This is a genomic window from Dyadobacter sp. NIV53 (genome assembly GCF_019711195.1).
Taxonomy (GTDB): Bacteria; Bacteroidota; Bacteroidia; order Cytophagales; family Spirosomataceae; genus Dyadobacter.
The window spans coordinates 4,899,493-4,916,936 of the sequence record NZ_CP081299.1 but is presented as its reverse complement, the minus strand read 5'-3'; the positions used below and the strand labels follow the sequence as shown (position 1 = coordinate 4,916,936).

Annotated in this window: 14 protein-coding genes; 8 read left to right on the top strand and 6 right to left on the bottom strand. The window is 40.3% G+C overall.

The window, feature by feature from the left end; translation table 11 throughout:
* Positions 1–24 precede the first annotated feature (24 nt).
* The 4 genes from KZC02_RS20220 to KZC02_RS20205 all read left to right on the top strand — a co-directional run bounded on the left by KZC02_RS20220 (position 25) and on the right by KZC02_RS20205 (position 5,550).
* Positions 25–3,168, top strand: coding sequence for a DUF3427 domain-containing protein (locus tag KZC02_RS20220; protein WP_221390353.1), 3,144 nt, complete (start codon positions 25–27; stop codon positions 3,166–3,168).
* A 77-nt stretch (positions 3,169–3,245) separates the two neighbouring features.
* On the top strand, positions 3,246–3,869 hold the full coding sequence (locus KZC02_RS20215; RefSeq protein WP_221390352.1) for a DUF4304 domain-containing protein: 624 nt from the start codon (positions 3,246–3,248) through the stop codon (positions 3,867–3,869).
* A 6-nt stretch (positions 3,870–3,875) separates the two neighbouring features.
* The gene (locus KZC02_RS20210; RefSeq protein ID WP_221390351.1) at positions 3,876–4,526 is read left to right on the top strand and encodes a DUF3885 domain-containing protein; all 651 of its coding nucleotides are present in this window, start codon (positions 3,876–3,878) and stop codon (positions 4,524–4,526) included.
* Between the two features lie 157 nt (positions 4,527–4,683).
* Entirely contained in the window at positions 4,684–5,550 is an 867-nt protein-coding gene (locus tag KZC02_RS20205) for a GDSL-type esterase/lipase family protein (protein WP_221390350.1), read from the top strand.
* Positions 5,551–5,816: 266 nt separating this feature from the next.
* On the opposite strand, the gene KZC02_RS20200 is transcribed toward KZC02_RS20205, so the two are convergent.
* Both KZC02_RS20200 and KZC02_RS20195 read right to left on the bottom strand, forming a co-directional pair.
* The gene (locus KZC02_RS20200; protein ID WP_221390349.1) at positions 5,817–6,323 is read right to left on the bottom strand and encodes a DUF6934 family protein; all 507 of its coding nucleotides are present in this window, start codon (positions 6,321–6,323) and stop codon (positions 5,817–5,819) included.
* A gap of 157 nt (positions 6,324–6,480) precedes the next feature.
* Complete coding sequence (locus KZC02_RS20195; RefSeq protein WP_221390348.1) at positions 6,481–7,350, bottom strand: cation diffusion facilitator family transporter; 870 nt, start codon at positions 7,348–7,350, stop codon at positions 6,481–6,483.
* 541 nt (positions 7,351–7,891) lie between these two features.
* On the opposite strand from KZC02_RS20195, the gene KZC02_RS20190 reads away from it, so the two are divergent.
* Positions 7,892–9,064, top strand: coding sequence for a TolC family protein (locus KZC02_RS20190; RefSeq protein WP_221390347.1), 1,173 nt, complete (start codon positions 7,892–7,894; stop codon positions 9,062–9,064).
* A 120-nt stretch (positions 9,065–9,184) separates the two neighbouring features.
* Here the strand turns inward: KZC02_RS20190 and KZC02_RS20185 are convergent, their stop codons facing one another.
* Entirely contained in the window at positions 9,185–9,679 is a 495-nt protein-coding gene (locus KZC02_RS20185) for a hypothetical protein (RefSeq protein WP_221390346.1), read from the bottom strand.
* Positions 9,680–9,732: 53 nt separating this feature from the next.
* On the bottom strand, positions 9,733–10,371 hold the full coding sequence (locus tag KZC02_RS20180) for a CGNR zinc finger domain-containing protein (protein WP_221390345.1): 639 nt from the start codon (positions 10,369–10,371) through the stop codon (positions 9,733–9,735).
* Between the two features lie 91 nt (positions 10,372–10,462).
* On the opposite strand from KZC02_RS20180, the gene KZC02_RS20175 reads away from it, so the two are divergent.
* From KZC02_RS20175 to KZC02_RS20165, 3 genes are all read left to right on the top strand, one after another.
* Positions 10,463–10,774, top strand: coding sequence for an EamA family transporter (locus tag KZC02_RS20175; protein WP_221390344.1), 312 nt, complete (start codon positions 10,463–10,465; stop codon positions 10,772–10,774).
* A gap of 26 nt (positions 10,775–10,800) precedes the next feature.
* Positions 10,801–11,418 (top strand): EamA family transporter, encoded by a 618-nt coding sequence (locus KZC02_RS20170; RefSeq protein ID WP_221390343.1) that lies wholly within the window; start codon positions 10,801–10,803, stop codon positions 11,416–11,418.
* Positions 11,419–11,518: 100 nt separating this feature from the next.
* Positions 11,519–11,881, top strand: a complete 363-nt coding sequence (locus KZC02_RS20165) for a hypothetical protein (protein ID WP_229253691.1) — start codon at positions 11,519–11,521, stop codon at positions 11,879–11,881.
* Positions 11,882–11,948: 67 nt separating this feature from the next.
* On the opposite strand, the gene KZC02_RS20160 is transcribed toward KZC02_RS20165, so the two are convergent.
* Positions 11,949–13,727 carry a RagB/SusD family nutrient uptake outer membrane protein gene (locus KZC02_RS20160; RefSeq protein ID WP_221390342.1) on the bottom strand — a complete coding sequence of 593 codons (1,779 nt, stop codon included), beginning with the start codon at positions 13,725–13,727 and terminating at the stop codon, positions 11,949–11,951.
* A 19-nt stretch (positions 13,728–13,746) separates the two neighbouring features.
* Positions 13,747–17,310, bottom strand: a complete 3,564-nt coding sequence (locus KZC02_RS20155) for a TonB-dependent receptor (protein WP_221390341.1) — start codon at positions 17,308–17,310, stop codon at positions 13,747–13,749.
* Positions 17,311–17,444 lie beyond the last annotated feature (134 nt).

Sequence of the window (17,444 nt, the reverse complement as noted above, 5' to 3'; positions counted from 1 at the left end):
TTCCAAAATTTCCCCTTCTAATTCATGCAACAAGGACTTTACGAACAACTCATCACCAAACTGATTTCGTCCAAATTAGAAAGTATTGATAAACAGCAATTTTTCATTAAAGAAACTATTGTTGAAAAAAGTGAGGTAGCGAAAGTTTTAAGTCAGTATGTGGGCGGAGTGATCAATATTGCATTAAGGTCGATCGATGGAGAAGGTGCAGTTGAACGCCAGATTGAACTCGCGAATAAAATCATACGGTTACTGCGTGAAGAACTTAGTAATACTGAATTTGAAGACAATTTAATTGAGGTAAACGGTAGAATATTAAATGCGGTATTTTCTAAAATTGATGCTTCTTTCTCTGACTTTGACAAACATCTTAAAGAGATTACACCTTACACATGTCTGGGACAAAGCGAACTATTCACGGGATCCAATGTGGGTGTTTCAATGGAAAGCGAATTAAGGAAAGAAATCCTTTCAGCAGATAAAATTTATTTTCTGGTTTCATTTATCAAATGGACCGGGATTATAATATTCAAAAAAGAACTTGAAGAATTTACCCGTCGAGGTAATCAGTTAAGAGTAATCACAACTTCCTACATGGGTGCTATAGACCTCAAAGCCGTTGAGTTTTTAGCAGGTTTGCCCAATACACAAGTAAAGATTTCCTACAACACCGAAAACGAGCGGCTTCATGCCAAGTCCTATTTGTTTTTCCGAGATACGGGATTTCACACCGGCTATATTGGTTCATCCAATTTGTCTAGAAGTGCATTAACAAGCGGTTTGGAATGGAATCTGAAAGTCACTACCCAAGAAGTGGGTCATATCATTGACAAGTTTGCAAAGACTTTCGAAACGTATTGGCAGGATAGTGAATTTGAAAATTTTCAGCTGGGTGAACATAATGAAAAACTCAAAATCGCATTAAAGAGACAAAAGAATAAAGATCTAAATGGTCCTGCATCGTTTTTCGATTTAAAGCCCTTTCCATTTCAGGAAGAGATTTTGGAAAAATTAGAGACGGAGCGATCCATTCATAACAGGAACAGAAATCTTCTTGTTGCTGCTACTGGAACAGGTAAAACCGTCATTTCTGCATTCGACTTCAAAAGATTTTTAAAATCAAAGCCCAATGCGAAACTGCTTTTCCTAGCACATCGAAAGGAAATTTTACAACAAGCGAGAGCAACTTTTGCTGGAATTCTACGGGATAATAATTTTGGAGAATTTTGGGTAGATGGACAAGAACCGGATCGTTACGAAGCCGTTTTCGCTTCTATTCAGACGCTGAATAATAAAATTGAAGATCTTTTACTTTCTGAAAGTTATTATGACTTTATCATTATTGACGAAGTGCATCACATTGCAGCAAAAAGCTATCGGCCAATTCTGGATAAATTCAAGCCTAAAATATTGTTAGGTCTAACTGCTACTCCAGAACGGATGGATGGTGCGGATATACTTGACGATTTCTGTCATACCATTGCAGCTGAAATACGACTTCCCGAAGCATTAAATCGGAAACTGCTTTGTCCGTTTCAATATTTCGGAATAAGCGACAGCATTGATCTTTCCAGTGCTTTTTGGCAAAATGGACGTTATTTGCCGAGTGAGCTCACCAAAATTTACACAAACAACGATATAAGAGTTGGGGAAATAATTAATCATTGTAAAAATTATTTAACTGATTATGAAGATGTTCGTGCGTTAGGATTTTGTATCACAAAAGAACATGCTTCTTACATGGCAGAGAAGTTTTTACTCGCCGGATTGAAGGCAGAATATTTGGTTAGCGGAAATGAGCGAGAAGAGTTGAGGTCAACAATTAAATCCAAATTCTTGAAAAAAGAAATCAATTATCTATTCGTGGTTGATATTTTCAACGAAGGCGTAGACATACCTGAACTGGACACCGTTTTGTTTTTGAGACCAACAGAAAGCTTAACCGTATTTTTGCAACAATTAGGAAGAGGATTGCGTCTGTCCGAAGGAAAAGAATGTCTGACAGTTCTGGATTTTGTAGGTAACGCGAGACCAGAATATGATTTCGAAGGCAAATTCAGAGCACTGATTGGCAAAACCAATACTTCCACAAAGGAAGAGTTGGAACGCGATTTTCCACATCTGCCATTGGGTTGCTCTATTGTCCTGGAAAAGAAAGCCAAAGAATTTATTTTGCAAAATATTAAATTGGCTACACAGCTCAATAGCAAACAGTTGGTCAACAAAATAGTTAATTACAAGCATCAAACGACATTACCTTTAACACTAAAAAACTTTACGGAATTTTATCATATTCCCATTCAGGCCATTTATAAAAGAGGTACTTGGAGTAGGTTATGTTTTTTTGCAAATCAAATCGCAGACTTTTCGTCCGTAAATGAATTAGAAATAAAACGCGCGATTGAAAGGAAGTGGCTTTGTTGCAATTCTTATAGCTACTTGTCATTTATCCTAAAACTGGCAAGAAACAACTTTCAGATTAATGTAACTGACTTCAATGAATCGGAAAACCTAATGCTCACCATGTTGCATTATGACGTTTGGCAAACCAGCGGAGGAGCAGAAAATCTTCAAGATAGTATTAAGAAGATCGGAGAAAATCCAACATTGGTAAACGAGATTATCGAAGTTCTGGAATTTCTTATTGACAAAATCGCTCACCTCGAAGTAGAAATTGATTTGCCATATGCGCAGCCTTTAAAAGTACATAGCCGGTATACAAAAGATCAGATTTTGGCTGCATTTGGAGATAACACCTTTGAGAGGAAGTCAAGCAACAGGGAAGGTGTAGCAAATTTGCCGTATAAGAATACCGAACTGCTTTTTGTGACATTGGAAAAAACGGAACAAAACTATTCACCGACAACTTTATATGACGATTATGCGGTAAGTGAAAAGTTGTTCCATTGGCAATCTCAAAATGAAGCTCGTCCTGAAATGGGGAAGGGGCTTTCATACATCAGGCAACGGGAAACTGACAAATCAATTTTGTTATGTGTAAGAGAAAGAAACAAGGATGAATTTGGAAATACGATCGCTTTTGTATTCTTGGGGTTGGCAAATTACCAGGATCATTACGGCTCGAAACCAATGAGCATTCACTGGGAATTGCAGGAACCGATTCCGCATTATATGTGGAAGGAGACGGCTAAGATGGCGGTTGGGTGAGTGAGGAGAAGGTATTGTTGATCCTTTCCCAATCTTTAATTTAAACTTCATGATCTAAATGGCTAAGTCAGTAAAGTATGAAAACGGAGACACAAATGAAGTTTGAGCGCATTGTTAAATCAGGCTTCCAAGAGATATTGAAACCATTGGGTTTTAAGAAGAAAGGAAATAATTTCTATCTTCAAATACAGGATTTTGGACACATTGTGAATCTTCAAAAGAGTTCTTTTTCCTCAAAGGATCACATCAGTTTTACGACTAATGTAGGCATCTTCATTCCTGAGTACTGGAATATTATGTACAATTATCACGATGACGATACTCCAAGTTTTCCAACTGAGCTTGTATGTGCAATAAGAAAGAGAATTGGTAGCTTGACAGGCGAAGGAGACGTTTGGTTTGAGTTAAATGAAGAGACTATGGAGGAATTAATTGTCGATAAAATGCGTCAAAACCTCAGAGACTATATTTTGCCTTACTTTAAGAGCTTTTCAACAAGGGAAAATTTAATCCATAATTTGGATAAAGAAGATATTGTGTCGTCCCCGTTGGCTCGGATTATTATTTATGGAGAGTATAATTTGAATGAAAAGGCCAAAGAAGAATATGTGAAATTGTTGGCTTCTAGAATAACTCCGGCCTTTCGACAGACAGTGAAAGAATACGGGGCAAAGTATGGTATAATTAATGCTTTGAATTAAAAAACTATGACTATAAAACAAGAATGCATAGAGTTCCTCGATGCAAATTTCAATGGGCTAAAAATCCGGCAACCTTTATTCTACAATTGGGATATTGGTTTAAGATTTGATTTGCAAGTGGGAGCAACTGACACAGACGAATACTTTATAGAATGTGTTAGGCGGGCTTCAGCACTGTTTGAGGCAGCATTCAGTCAAACTGATGAGGTGTACTTGGTCTTGCTGGATTTTAAATACAAACGGAAGAAGATCCGTTTCCCTAATTACTGTTTTAAGCAAATAAAGAATTTACAAAAGAAGGAGGTTGCATATTCCAAAATAAAGTGGTTTTACGAATCAGAAGACCTGGCGGATATTCGAAATCAAGCTATTGTGCGGTTATCAGTCGATAGATGCAATTACAAAAATATTTTGACGGCTATTTCTCATGTAGATTTTCCTCCAAGAAAGCCTAGCTACGGATTTTTATCAAGTAAGCAGGTGTTTTTTTTAAACATTAATAAAAAAATCATATTTCATATGTACGATGATCGTGGACTAGATATTATAGCATCGGATAAGGCAACGCTACTGCCTATTTACGACACGTACAATGATTGGATTCTAGATTTTGATCGCGCGAGTATTGATCAAAATATGAACATTGCTTTTAATTAACTACATATCTCTTAGAACCTAATCTCCGCAAATTTGCGGAGATTAACCAACTTATTCTCCGCAGACAATCAAAAGTTCCTCCCTCAAACCATTCAATACAATTAATCCCGTAATTTCAAACAACAATTTCCTGAACCAAACATATACCCAACATCCAATGAAAAACACAACAACCACTTTCTTCATTTCCCTTCTTTTTCTAACTCTTACCACGCTCACAAACGCCCAGAACAAAACCAACCTCGCCATTGTGTTTATTGGCAACAGCATCACGCAGGGCAAAGGCGGTGACAAGGGACTTCCACCTCCAACGCATGCGGTTAATTTTTTGAAAGAACAAAAGGAAGTTGGGGATTTAAGTTTTGTAAATGTGGGAAGGAGTGGTTCGACTACGGTCGATTGGCTTCCCGGGTCGCGCCAGACCGGGTCGCGCCAGACCGGGTCGCGCCAGACCGGGTCGCGCCAGACCGGGTCGCGCCAGACCGGGTCGCGCCAGACAAATGGTGGTAAATTGTTTGTGTTGGCTACCAAAGCTGCTGACAGTTTATATGCTCAAAAGGATCATCAATTGCTGTTTTCGATGAAACTGGGCACGAATGACAGCGCGATTGAAGGGCCAAATGGTTCACCGGTTTCCAAGGAGCAGTACAAGAAAAATATGCAAACCATTATTTCAGAATTGCTTATCAGATATCCGGGCAGCAAGGTGATCATTCATCATCCGATTTGGTATAGTGAGAATACTTATAACAGTTCGAAATATTTGAAGGAGGGGCTGGAAAGGATGAAAAGCTATATTCCGGAAATTGATGAATTGGTTTCAGAGTATAAAAAATCGGAGCCCGGGCGGGTTTTTAAAGGGGATACGAAGGCTTTTAAATACTTCAAAAAGCATGCTGTTCGGTTATTTAAGCCTGAAAATGGTCAGGCAGGGACATTTTATCTGCATCCTAATGAAGAAGGTGTGGGTGTTTTAGGGAAGTATTGGGGGAAGGCGATTGGGAAAGTGGATTTTGATAAATAGTAATTTAGCCAAAAGGAAATAGGAAACGAGTAGAGCCAGAGGTTTTAAAAGAAATCAGACGATCAGAGCTGTATTTATTTACGAAGTGATTCAAGTGGAAAAGAAAGCTTTTTTAAAGTTTCTCTCATTTGGTTTATTTTTTTTCTACCGTAGTAATTCTTTCTGCCACAGTATATGTCAAAGCAGATTTAGTTTGCTTGCTACTTTTATCTTTTGAGGTTGTTACAGACATATAATTAAATTTACTATATGATCAAATTTACAAATCATTTGCTGTATAACAAGAACGCATGGTAATTTATTCCAACTTGAAAGTTTTCAAGAGTCATTGTGCCTGAGTTATTATTAATAATTCCATAAATACCCAAGTTTAGAGGGATTTCGGGGAAATATTTTAGAATACCCATTTGATATTTTCTAGTTCTTATTGAAGTACTCCCTTGAGCATATAAATAAGCCAGGGGGTTTTTTAGAACAAAATTGATAGCTGTTTCTCCTACTGTAGCAAGTATTTGATCCATGTCATTGTTTTTAGTTTCTATTCTATCGTCAAGATCTTTTAAAACAGGATCCCATACTCCAAAAGCTAAATTGTATATTCCGATGTTTGATTCGGAGAGGTCTATGGTAATTAATATACGAAGCTCAATTTTCCCTTTTGGTCCGGTACTGAAAAATGTATAAGAGTCGATTATTTCTACATTTTGGTTTATTTTATAAAATTGATATGAATCAGGGCTTATTTGATTAGTGGTGTATTTTTTGGTTTTCATTCCATTACAAAGTTCAGATTTCTACCTCTTATTGCCATCTATTGTTTAACTAAAGTAAGACGGCGTTCTAAACGTTTTGCCACAATTGAGAATCAATAAATCGGAATAAGAAAAACTAAGAAATCTCCTTTAAAAAAATAGGTATCTGAATAAAACTTCACTCATCCGGCTCAATATGTATCAATATATTTCCAAGTTCCGGAATTCTTTTTTTTAATGTGTCTTTGAGGCGATGGGCGATTACGTGACCTTGTCTTACGGTGATATCGGCGTCTACATTGGCGTGGAGGTCAACGTGGTAAATCATGCCGGATTTCCGGATCAGGCACTTTTCTGTACCAGTAATGCCTTCTACTTCCAGCGATACTTTCCTGATTTCAGTAATAAGGTCGTCGTACAGGTTTTCGTCCATGATCTCGCCCAATGCCGGACGAAAAATACCATAACTATTGTAAAGAATGAATCCTGCGGCAAAAAGTGCTGCCCAGTCGTCTGCTGCTTCGTAACCTTTGCCGAGTACCAGTGCAATGGAAATACCGATAAATGCAGCAACGGATGTAATAGCGTCGCTCCTGTGGTGCCACGCGTCTGCTTTCAGGGATGAACTATTTGCTTCTATGCTCCTTTTTAATACGAGCCGGTACGACATTTCTTTCCAGACAATGATGGCTCCAAGTATGGCCAGCGTCCAGGCATGCGGTAATTTGTGAGGCGTCCGGATGTTCTGGATACTTTCGTAGGCGATGATGATGGCGGAAGTGATCAGGAAACCAACGACCAGAAATGTTACCAGGGGCTCTGCACGTCCATGCCCGTACGGATGATCTTCGTCTGCCGGTTTGTTTGAATATTTAATCCCGAACAGGACCAGGAAAGACGCAAAAATATCACTGGTTGACTCAATGGCATCGGCTACCAATGCGTAAGAATTTCCAAAATAACCGGCCAGTCCCTTGATAATTGCTAATACTGTATTGCCAATAATACTGAAATAGGTCGCTTTAATCGCTGTCTGTTCGTTGGTCATTATTGATTTTGAAGTGTTGATTCTCTTCTGCTGTGTGATCTTAATCCTGTAATACTGTCTAAAAATAGCAGGTGTTAAGTTATGATTGGTGGTAACTGAAAAAAATACTATGCTGGGAAGGGGAAAAGGTTTACGTGTAGAACGTTGATAAGGGTTTTAGTTTTGGGATTGATAACTTCGTTGGTCAATATTCAGACAGGATCGCCTGCCGCAGGATCGCCTGCCGCAGGGTCGCCTGACCGTAGGATCGCCTGACCGTAGGACTATAGCGTTGATGTGATTCGAAATGTATATGTAAGAATGAGCTGAAAAGATATTCGTGAAATGTATGTTTCTTTGCCAAAAGACAGTTTGAAAATTTACATCATTCAAGCGTGGCCGGGTTTGTTGCACTTTGTGCTTCGACAATGATGAATGATAGGGTACTCACCAGTTATATTAATCAATTGAAAAAAGAAGATATGGGTAGTTTGTGTGGGCAAATCAGAATAGGATTAAAAATGAGTTCCCGGCCGGCCAGGATTTTTTTGCTGGTATATTTTTGTTCTTTGTTCCTCGCATTTCGGTTCAGGCACAGCGCATTGTGACTCTGGATCAGGCGGTTGAGGAAGCGGCTAAACAAAATTTACTGATTAGGGCCGGACAGCAGCAGGTAAGTCAGCAGGAAGCTTTGATTTCTGCTTCTTTTGATCCACCCAAAACTACGCTTGACGTACAATATGGACAGACTCAGGCCAGGCAAAATGATTACACAGCTACTGCAATTCAGTCTTTTTCTCCGTTAAGTGTTTACAAAACCCAAAAACAACTGGCAGAAGGAAATGTAAAAACAAGTGAATATCAACTGAATTCGAACAGGTTGCGTCTTTCCAATGAAGTGAAACGTGCTTATTACCAGCTGATTTATGATCAAAAACTTCTGACCATTCTGGATCAGCAAAGCGTTCTTTTTGCAGAATCGGCAAGAAGCGCTGATATACGTTTTAAAACAGGTGAAACGAACCGGCTTGAATCTGTATCCGCCCAAAGTAAATACCAGCAAATGCTACAGCGAATCCGTTATGCACGGCGTGAACAACTCATACATTATGCTTCGTTGCGTCTTTTGTTACAAACCAATGATAGTATACGTATTGATACGGGAACTGTTTTCAAACGAATCTCTGCCGCCAACGCAATTGCTACACTAAATACCGACGATAATCCAATAGTTGGTTTATTGCGGCAACATATCACTAACAGTCAGATCCAGACGAAATTGCAGCAAAAAAGCGGCTTACCCGACTGGCGCATCGGTTATGTCAATCAGTCGATTGCGAAGTCTTCCAATTATAATGTTGTACATGCAGGCATCTCGGTCAATATTTTTACCAAAGCGCAGAAAGCTAAAATCCAGGCTTTGAAAATTCAGGAACATATCCAGCAAACGACGCTCGAATATACAAGTCAGCAAATTACAACCGAACTGAATACCCTGGCTGAGAGGCAACGTAATTTATCTGCTAATCTGGATTATTACCAGTCTTATGCATTGCCACAGGCCGAACTGATTCGGGAAACTGCATTATCGTCTTACCGAAATGGTGAAGCGGGTTATCTTGAATTTTTTGCGGCTATTCAACAGGCTTATCAGGTTCAGGAAGAATACCTGCTGAATGTACTGGATTACGATTTTAACCTGATCAGGATTGAAGAAGTTAGTGGTCAGTATTGATTTCAGAGTAAGTAGAGGGTTCCTGCCAAATAAAAAAACCATTGCACCGTCCATTATAATTTCCCCGGAATGAATTCCGGGGAAATTATATATATGAAAATTGAAATATGAATAAAAAAGTCATTTCCCAACCGGCCTAAGCCCTTTCATTGCCTTTGTTCCGATAACCGGTAATTTTGCAGGTACCTTCAAAAGTGTTGTTTCAGGTTTCGGATATTCTTTGTACCCCGACAAATACCTGCCAATTATAAAATCAACTTCCTGCTCAAAACCAATTTCCTGCTGACCGGCATAATCCGACAGATCGTACAATTTCTTATGCCAGATGGCGGCATCCAGATTCTTTTCGAGCGTATACAAACTTTGAAAACCTTTGTCAAATTTAAAAAGAATTCCTTTTTCTGCATTGGCAATCAGGCTATCGGGATTGCCTGTGAGCGTGATCGGCAGATACGTATTTTTTTCATAAACAAATCCTCCGTGATTGGCTTTGACAAATTCACGCATGGCCCGTGGCGCATCGCCAACATACAGGACATCAACCAGCAAAATCTGTTTTGCAGCATGAAATTGTTCAGCGTTTGTGATGAGGGGCAAAGTGGAGATTCTGATCATTTTAGTAATTTATTTTCAATAACACAATCGCCAGCTGTTCTGTTTCAGATGCATCAAATCTTAATTTTCGCATCTGCCGATCCACGTTTTTTATTGTGGTAATATCGTGTTGCTTTTGACGTACTTCCGCAGATCAGTGGATTACACCATAATTTAGTATTGTTTTTGGTGTGATCCAGAAAAATCCAGCCACACTTTTTGCATTCTTTCATTCTGTTTCTGTCGTCTTCATTGAGCAGCCTATACGTATCTTTTAATACTATCCAAATTGGTTTATCCAGCTGAATAGTAACACGATCAATCTCAAAAGGAAACTTTTCATGATCAAACGTAAGGCTGATTTTTGACAAAGCTTCTGACAAATAACCATTGAATTTTTTCAGGATTGCAGCATCAGGTTTTTGGCTGGCAGCTATGGCTGAAAAAAGATCATACATAATTTCACGCAGGCCGATGGCTTTATTATATGCTTTTTCGGACTCTTCGTTGTTGTTCAAAGCGTAATTTCTTAATTTTTCCAGCTCAGGTTCTTCCATCAATTTCAGTCGCCGGCACCATGTGATAATATCCTGGTAGCTGGTAAGGTAATTGTGGACATGCTCCACCTTTCTGTCCCGGACCGTATTGATAAAATGAAATGGCAAAGCACCGCCGTCCAGAGTCATTGTTTCAAGAGTTCGCAGTATTGACATTTTTATTATAACTAGTTAAATAATTTTTGATAGTAATAAAATTAATATATTTTTACTATCATATTAAAATTAGAACGTAAAAAATTCAAAAATGGTACAAGTGGAAACCATACCGCAATGGAAAGTAACGATGGCTTTTATAGCCATTTACATTGTTTGGGGAACAACCTACCTGGCTATTGCATACACTTTACAGGGATTTCCTCCATTTGTATTGTCGGCTTTCCGTTTTTTCATTGCCGGAATTTTACTTTTTACTTATTGTAAAATAAAAGGATATAAAGTTCCGCCTTTGGATATTGTTGTTCCATCGGCCATAAGCGGTACGGTTGCATTGGTTGGCGGTTCTGGCCTGGTTACCTGGGCTGAACAATATATTGGAAGCGGCATGCAGCAACAGTAATTGCATGCGAACCATTTTTATATATTTTGTTTGAAAGAAAACTCTGGCGGTTTTATTTTTCTCAAAAACTAATTATCGCCGGTTTGTGCATTGGTTTTGCCGGGCTTGTTCTGTTTTCCTCTTCTTCCGCATCACATACGGAAACAAATGGTATGGAACTGATTGGAAACCTGGTTTTGCTTTTAAGTGCCGTTTTGTGGGTTGGCGGTTCTTTATATGGAAAGAAAGTGAATACGGAAGCTTATTCGAATACCATGGTTACGAGTATCCAATTGATAGCTGCGGGAATATTCAGCGCATTTCTGGCATTCCCAACCGGCGAGTGGAGCCGTTTTTCTCCTGATCATATTTCACTGCAAGCCTGGGGTGGTCTGGCCTATATGATTACCATGGGTTCAATGGTTGCTTTTCTGGCATTTACATGGTTGCTAACTATTCGTCCGCCTGCATTGGTAGGGACGCATACTTATGTAAATCCGGTTGTCGCTGTTTTTGCTGGCTGGTTATTTATTGGTGAAACATTTTCGACCATGCAGGTAATCGGACTTGCAGTCATTCTTTTCGGCGTTCTTCTGACGAAAATACAAGAATATAAAGAACTCAGGATATTTGGAAAAGGTTGGTTATCAATTGGAAAAAACTGAAAATTACACTGATACGAAACGAAATCCGTTATGTCGGCATGATAATTTACGATCATTGCCAGAGAACGATTTACCCGAAATAAACCCTGAGATTATGACAATGACGAACAGATTTATAGCCCTGATTGGTGATGGACGAGAGCTTTTCAGTGATAAGGATTTAGATAAGGAAAGACCGACAGAACCAATTGTTATCGACAAATACGGTGTTTCGGATGCTTACAGATATGATGGTTATGTTTTTTTAAACGAAAACTGGTATACCAAATACAGCAAAAACTGGCTGGAAGATTCCGTAGAAATTGATAAGTTGCTGGTAGATCTTGTAAAGTGTGCCGAAACGGGCTCAAGATCGGAGAATCTTGTTAAAATACAGGCTTATCTGGCCGAACCGCCGGAGACTATGGAAGAAATTGTAGATGTATGGAAGGGGTTTTATGATGAAAGCCTGAGGGTGATCTGATCATGAAAGTCATAAAATTTTGTTCGCTGTTCGCGATTTGCGAACAGCGAACAAAAGAAAAACGCAATCAGTTATACCCAGGATTTTGTTTTAGCTTTGCAACTCCGTTCTCCACACTTCTGTCGATTTCTGCCTGAGGAATCGGATAATAATTATTCTTCCCGGTAATAAATTTACCTCCTGCAAGGTCAGTCGTGACTTTTGATTCGTATCCGAAAAATGAAGTCAGCTGCTTTTCAGCAATTCCCCAGCGAACCAGGTCAAAAAACCGGTGGCCTTCCATCGCAAGTTCAATATCACGCTCATAATAAATTGCTTTCAGCACATAATCTTTTCCTTTTGCAGCAAGAGACCCCGCAGGATATGGTTTGATTGTGTAGTTAGCAGCTGGTGTAGTCGAAAATCCGCCTAAAGGATTGGCGTCACTGATATATTTGTAAAGCCATCCCGTTTTATCCGCGGCCCTGTTTCTTACACGGTTTACATATTCTTCCGCTTTTGCCACACTTCCTGCTGCCGTTTCTGCTTCGGCGGCCATTAATAACACATCTGCAAAACGGATGACCAATACATTGATCGCATTACCCGGTCCCCAGGAACTCAAATCAGCATAAATATCCTGGTTTTTTTGTCTGTGGATATTCTTTTTAGGTGCATATGGCCCTGCATAAGACTGATCACGTACCCAATCCATTCCCGGAAACAATCCCCAGTCGTGGTAAGGAATGGCTCGACGGCCAACTGTCCAGTCCAGGCGCGGATCGAGCGTTCCGGCATCCGGTGTAAATGCTGTTTCAGAATTAAGCCCTTTATCACTTTTTACGGCATGCGCATTGTAATCGTCCAGATAAGGAAGGCCATTGGCGTCTGTTCTGAATGTATTAACCAAAACCTGCGAAGGCTGGTAAAATCCACAGCAGGCAAACGGAGCACCGGTTCCATACGGGAAGTTCAGCATTCCGCCCTGATTGGCATTGGTAATATCGAGCGTTCCGTCATTCGCAACCATTTGTATCGCAAATACGGATTCAGCATTGTTTTTAGTAGCCGCATCGAAATTGTCCTTATAAGCAACAAGGTCATATTTCAACCCGTTTGTTGTTACACCGTTTGTAATTACGTCGGTAAAAACAGGAATAGCCAAAGCGTCTTTATGCTGATACAAATAGGTTTTGGCAAGATATGCTCCTGCCGCCCATTTGTTAGCCCGGCCAACCTGCGATTGTGTTGCGGGCAGATTTTCATAAGCAAGTTTGAAATCCGCTTCGATCATTGGCCAGATATCCTGATCGTTTGACTGGTTATAGTTCGTAGTCGTTTCATCGATCCAGGGAACCATATTCCACATTTTCTTTAATTCAAAATAATAATGTGCCCTCAGGAATTTGGCCTGCGCTTCAACGTTTTTCTTATCTGCTTCCGGCATCTCTGTAAGTGTAGCCAGTAATTTTAACACACTGTTTGTCCTGGCAACACCTTCGTATAAAGCTTTCCATTTAGTATCAAAAAAACCATTATCGCCTCCTGTGCTGAATGTAGCAATGGCATTAATCGGGGTTTGGTCACCACCATCACTTCCTTTGTGCGCATCGCCGCCGGCTATGGCTCCATAAATCCAGTTGTCAGGAGCTGATTCCCAGCCACTTCCGCCTGTAAAATCGCCCTGGCCGTCAAGTGCTGCATAAGCTCCGGTCAAAAGTGCGTCTATTCCTTTTTCGTTGGCAAGTACACCATCGCCCAGTGCACCCTGAACCGGTTTATCCAAAAAATCATCTTTACAGGATTGCAAAACCGGAAGACAGGTCATCATGCAAAGAACGACCATATATTGAATTGACTTTTTCATATTATGTCTCTTTGGAAAATTAAAATGTAAGATTAAGCCCAACTGTATATTGTCTGGAAGCAGGATAAGAACCTTCGTCTATACCAAATACGGTTTGAGGTCCGTCCGTATTTTTACTGATTTCCGGATCAAGTCCGGAATAACCTGTAATAGTGAATAGATTAGTGGCCTGCAGGTAAACACGCAATTGCTGGGTCTTGATTTTTTTCAGAAATGCGGGTGAAAAAGCATAGCCGATCTGGATATTTTTAGCTCTCAGGTACGATCCGTTTTCAACAAAATAAGAATTGGGAACATTGATCGTACTAAATGAACTGTTGTTTTCCTGAATCGGTGCTTTGGCATTGTGATTTTCGGGGGTCCAGGAATTATAAAGTGCTGTTTTACTTTTTGCACCAGAACGTGAAGAGTTGAAATCGCTCCACCAGAGTGTCTGGTTCCAGACCTCATTACCCTGTACACCATACATAAATAGACTGAAATCGAATCGTTTGTAATTAAAGCCAAGGTTTAAGCCATAGCTGAAATCCGGATTCGGATTGCCCAGCATCGTACGGTCGGCGGACGTGATTTGTCCGTCGCCGCTATTATTTTCATATCGAAAACGTCCGGGTGCTGCCCCATCCTGAAACACTGCATTCGGGTCTCCGGTTTGTGCCACAGCGAGTGCATTAGCAGTGGCTATTTCCTCCTCAGAATTCCAGAAACCAATTACTTTATAACCAAAAAACTGTCCGATTGAATTTCCAACGCGATTTCTGACAATAGAAGCACCGTCAAATCCACGGCCATCCTGATCAAAATAATTAGCGCCATTGGTTACTTTCAGGATTTTATTATTGTAAGAAGTAAAGGTCAGTGTTGCATTCAATTTTAAATCCCCTGTAATATCAATCCTGGAATTAATTTGTAAATCAATTCCTTTATTTTTCATCCGGCCTATGTTCACAGATGGAGGCGCTCCGCCGCCAGCCGTTCCGAGCAATGACGGAGCGAATAGCAGATCCTTAATATCTTTAATGTAATAATCGGCGATCACGTCCAGTTTGCCTTTAAAGAAAGTAGCATCTATACCAAAATTGGTACTAATATCTTTTTCCCATATTCCATCAGGATTTCCTATATGTGATTTCTCAAAACCTTCAACAGCGCCTGAGCCTCCGGTTCCGTTCAAATCGTAATAAGAACTGCGGCGGTTAGAGCTATAAGTTGTAAATGGATTACCTGTACTGACATTGATCTGATTTCCCATTACACCGTAATTCGCTCGTATTTTCAGGTCGTCCAGCCAGCTTATTCCTTTCATGAAATTTTCCTGGGAAATACGCCAGCCAGCACTTACTGCCGGAAATATACCGTATCGCTCGTTAATGAACTTTGAAGCTCCGTCTCTTCTTATGGTAGCACCAAATAAATATTTGTCATTATAGATATAATCGACACGGCCAATTAAGGAAAATAAAGCATCAGATCCACGGTCACTATAATTGGATCTGGTTCCCGATCCTGTTCCAAGAGTCATATAATTAGGGTCAAAGGAAAAGTAACCTTGCGTACTTCCTCCAACGCTGTAATCTTTATTGTTATATGCCTCAGTTCCTGCAATAACAGTCAGTTCATGTTTCCGGAAAGTTTTATGAAAAGTAACAAGATTGGTCCAGGTCCAGTTGAAGCCCGATGAAGACCCTTCGTTGTACGTATTCGTATTGGTATTTTCCTTGTTTTCATAACTTGGAAAATCAAAAGAACTCCATCTTCCTGAATAATTTTCTCCTCCTAAGCTGGTACGTAAAGTGAAGTATTTAAACAGGTCAACTTCTGCAAATACATTCCCAAATAACCTGTTGTCCTGTCCTTTGTTATAGCGGGTACGATCACGCATAGCAACCGGATTAAATGCATCACCCATTCCCGTGGCACGGCTTCCTGCATAATTTCCCATAATATCATGAACCGGAATAATAGGCTGCATCCGGAATGAAAATGCAATAGCAGAACCACCGTCTGATACAGCAGTTTTAGGATTATCAGAAATAGAATAAGCAAGATTTTCGCCAATCCTGATATGCTTTCCAATATTATACTGACTGTTGGAACGTAAAGTATATCGTTTCAGATACGTATTCGTCAAAGCACCCTGCTGATTGAAATAGTTCATTGAGAACATATAACTACCCTGGTCACTGCCGCCACTTAATGAGATGTTGTGACTGGTTGATGGTGCTTTTTTGAATATTTCGTGAAACCAGTCCGTACCTGTTTTATTGGCTTTAACGATCTGGTTAAAAGTGTTGAAATCATCTACAGAAGTATAGTTCGGATTGACGTAATACAAAGAAGGATCAGTATCCGGGTCGCCTTCCCTGGCACCGGTTGGCAATATATAATCAGGAAGAACAGGTGTAGTGCCATAGCCATACTGATCGTCACCAACGGCCGATCCGGTATTTTTCTGAACGTTGAATTTCAATTGTGCCTGCTCCTGCGGGTTCAGCGTATTCCATACATTTCCACCCGGAGGGGTTTGCATACCATACCAGGCGCTGTAAGAGACCTTTACTTTGTCTTTTCCTTTTTTCGTTGTAATAATGATAACCCCATTTGCCGCCCTTGAACCGTAAATGGAAGCTGATCCGGCATCTTTCAATACCTGCATGGAAGCAATATCATTCGTATTCAGATCTGCAATACTGAGTGTTGGTACTCCGTCAACAACATAAAGAGGCGAATTATTTCCAAAAGTATTTAAGCCGCGTATACTGATCTGTGGCGGCTGGCCAGGCTGTCCTGATCCTGAAATGGTAACACCGGAAGCACGTCCCTGTAACTGGTTGGCTACCTGCCCGTCGGGAGTTTGCTTAAGTTGATCCACATCTACCACGGAAACGGCCCCGATCAAATCCTTTTTGCGTTGAGAACTGTAACCGGTCACAACGAGTTCGGATAGTGTCGATACATCCGGCTGCAACTGAATTTCCACAGATGAACGTGAACCGACCATGATTTCCTGAGCTACAAATCCAATGAAACTGAATATCAGAATGGATTCATCACCTGCGACATCAATAATGAAATCGCCATTCAGATCCGTCATTGTTCCGCCGGTTGTTCCTTTTACCCGAATAGAAACAGAAGGCAGCGGCTCACCTTTTTCATCGGTCACTTTACCTTTTACCGGGCGAAGAACTGTATGGACAACCGGTTCCCTGGCTTCCCTGTCTTTCTCCATTCTGGATTTTTCAGTAACGCCAATCATCTTGCCAACCTGCCTGAATTCCAGGGAAGTCTGTTTTTCGATAAGTTCCAGAATATCAGGTATTGGCAATCCCATTACATAAAGTGTGACCTGCGGAGCATTGCGGATCAGTTTTTCATCATAGGCAAAAGTTACTCCGGCTTGTTGTTCAATCTGTTTGAAAACATTTTTTACCCTTGTTTGCCTGATATCCATTGTAAGACGCTGCGCCTCGCTCGTGCCGGCCATCAACAGGGCCGTGCTAAGCAGGTTTATACCTAAAATAAGCGTAGAAATGCGCATACATTTTTTGAGTAAGGGGAATCCCTTATGGTAATTATTCACCATATTTGTTTTGATGTTTAATGGTTGACCTGTTAAACTCTCTTCCTTTCCTGCTATCTATGGTTCGAAGCATGTCTTAGCAGAAGGAAATCTTTGGCCGGGGACATTTGCCGTGTTCCCGGTTTTTTGTGAACCTG

Coding starts and splice junctions, on each gene's coding strand:
- KZC02_RS20195 (WP_221390348.1), bottom strand. CDS start 7,350: ATGACCAACGAACAGACAGCGATTAAAGCGACCTATTTCAGTATTATT.
- KZC02_RS20155 (WP_221390341.1), bottom strand. CDS start 17,310: ATGGTGAATAATTACCATAAGGGATTCCCCTTACTCAAAAAATGTATG.
- KZC02_RS20165 (WP_229253691.1), top strand. CDS start 11,519: ATGACGAACAGATTTATAGCCCTGATTGGTGATGGACGAGAGCTTTTC.
- KZC02_RS20185 (WP_221390346.1), bottom strand. CDS start 9,679: ATGATCAGAATCTCCACTTTGCCCCTCATCACAAACGCTGAACAATTT.
- KZC02_RS20210 (WP_221390351.1), top strand. CDS start 3,876: ATGACTATAAAACAAGAATGCATAGAGTTCCTCGATGCAAATTTCAAT.
- KZC02_RS20215 (WP_221390352.1), top strand. CDS start 3,246: ATGAAAACGGAGACACAAATGAAGTTTGAGCGCATTGTTAAATCAGGC.
- KZC02_RS20180 (WP_221390345.1), bottom strand. CDS start 10,371: ATGTCAATACTGCGAACTCTTGAAACAATGACTCTGGACGGCGGTGCT.
- KZC02_RS20200 (WP_221390349.1), bottom strand. CDS start 6,323: ATGAAAACCAAAAAATACACCACTAATCAAATAAGCCCTGATTCATAT.
- KZC02_RS20205 (WP_221390350.1), top strand. CDS start 4,684: ATGAAAAACACAACAACCACTTTCTTCATTTCCCTTCTTTTTCTAACT.
- KZC02_RS20175 (WP_221390344.1), top strand. CDS start 10,463: ATGGTACAAGTGGAAACCATACCGCAATGGAAAGTAACGATGGCTTTT.
- KZC02_RS20220 (WP_221390353.1), top strand. CDS start 25: ATGCAACAAGGACTTTACGAACAACTCATCACCAAACTGATTTCGTCC.
- KZC02_RS20160 (WP_221390342.1), bottom strand. CDS start 13,727: ATGAAAAAGTCAATTCAATATATGGTCGTTCTTTGCATGATGACCTGT.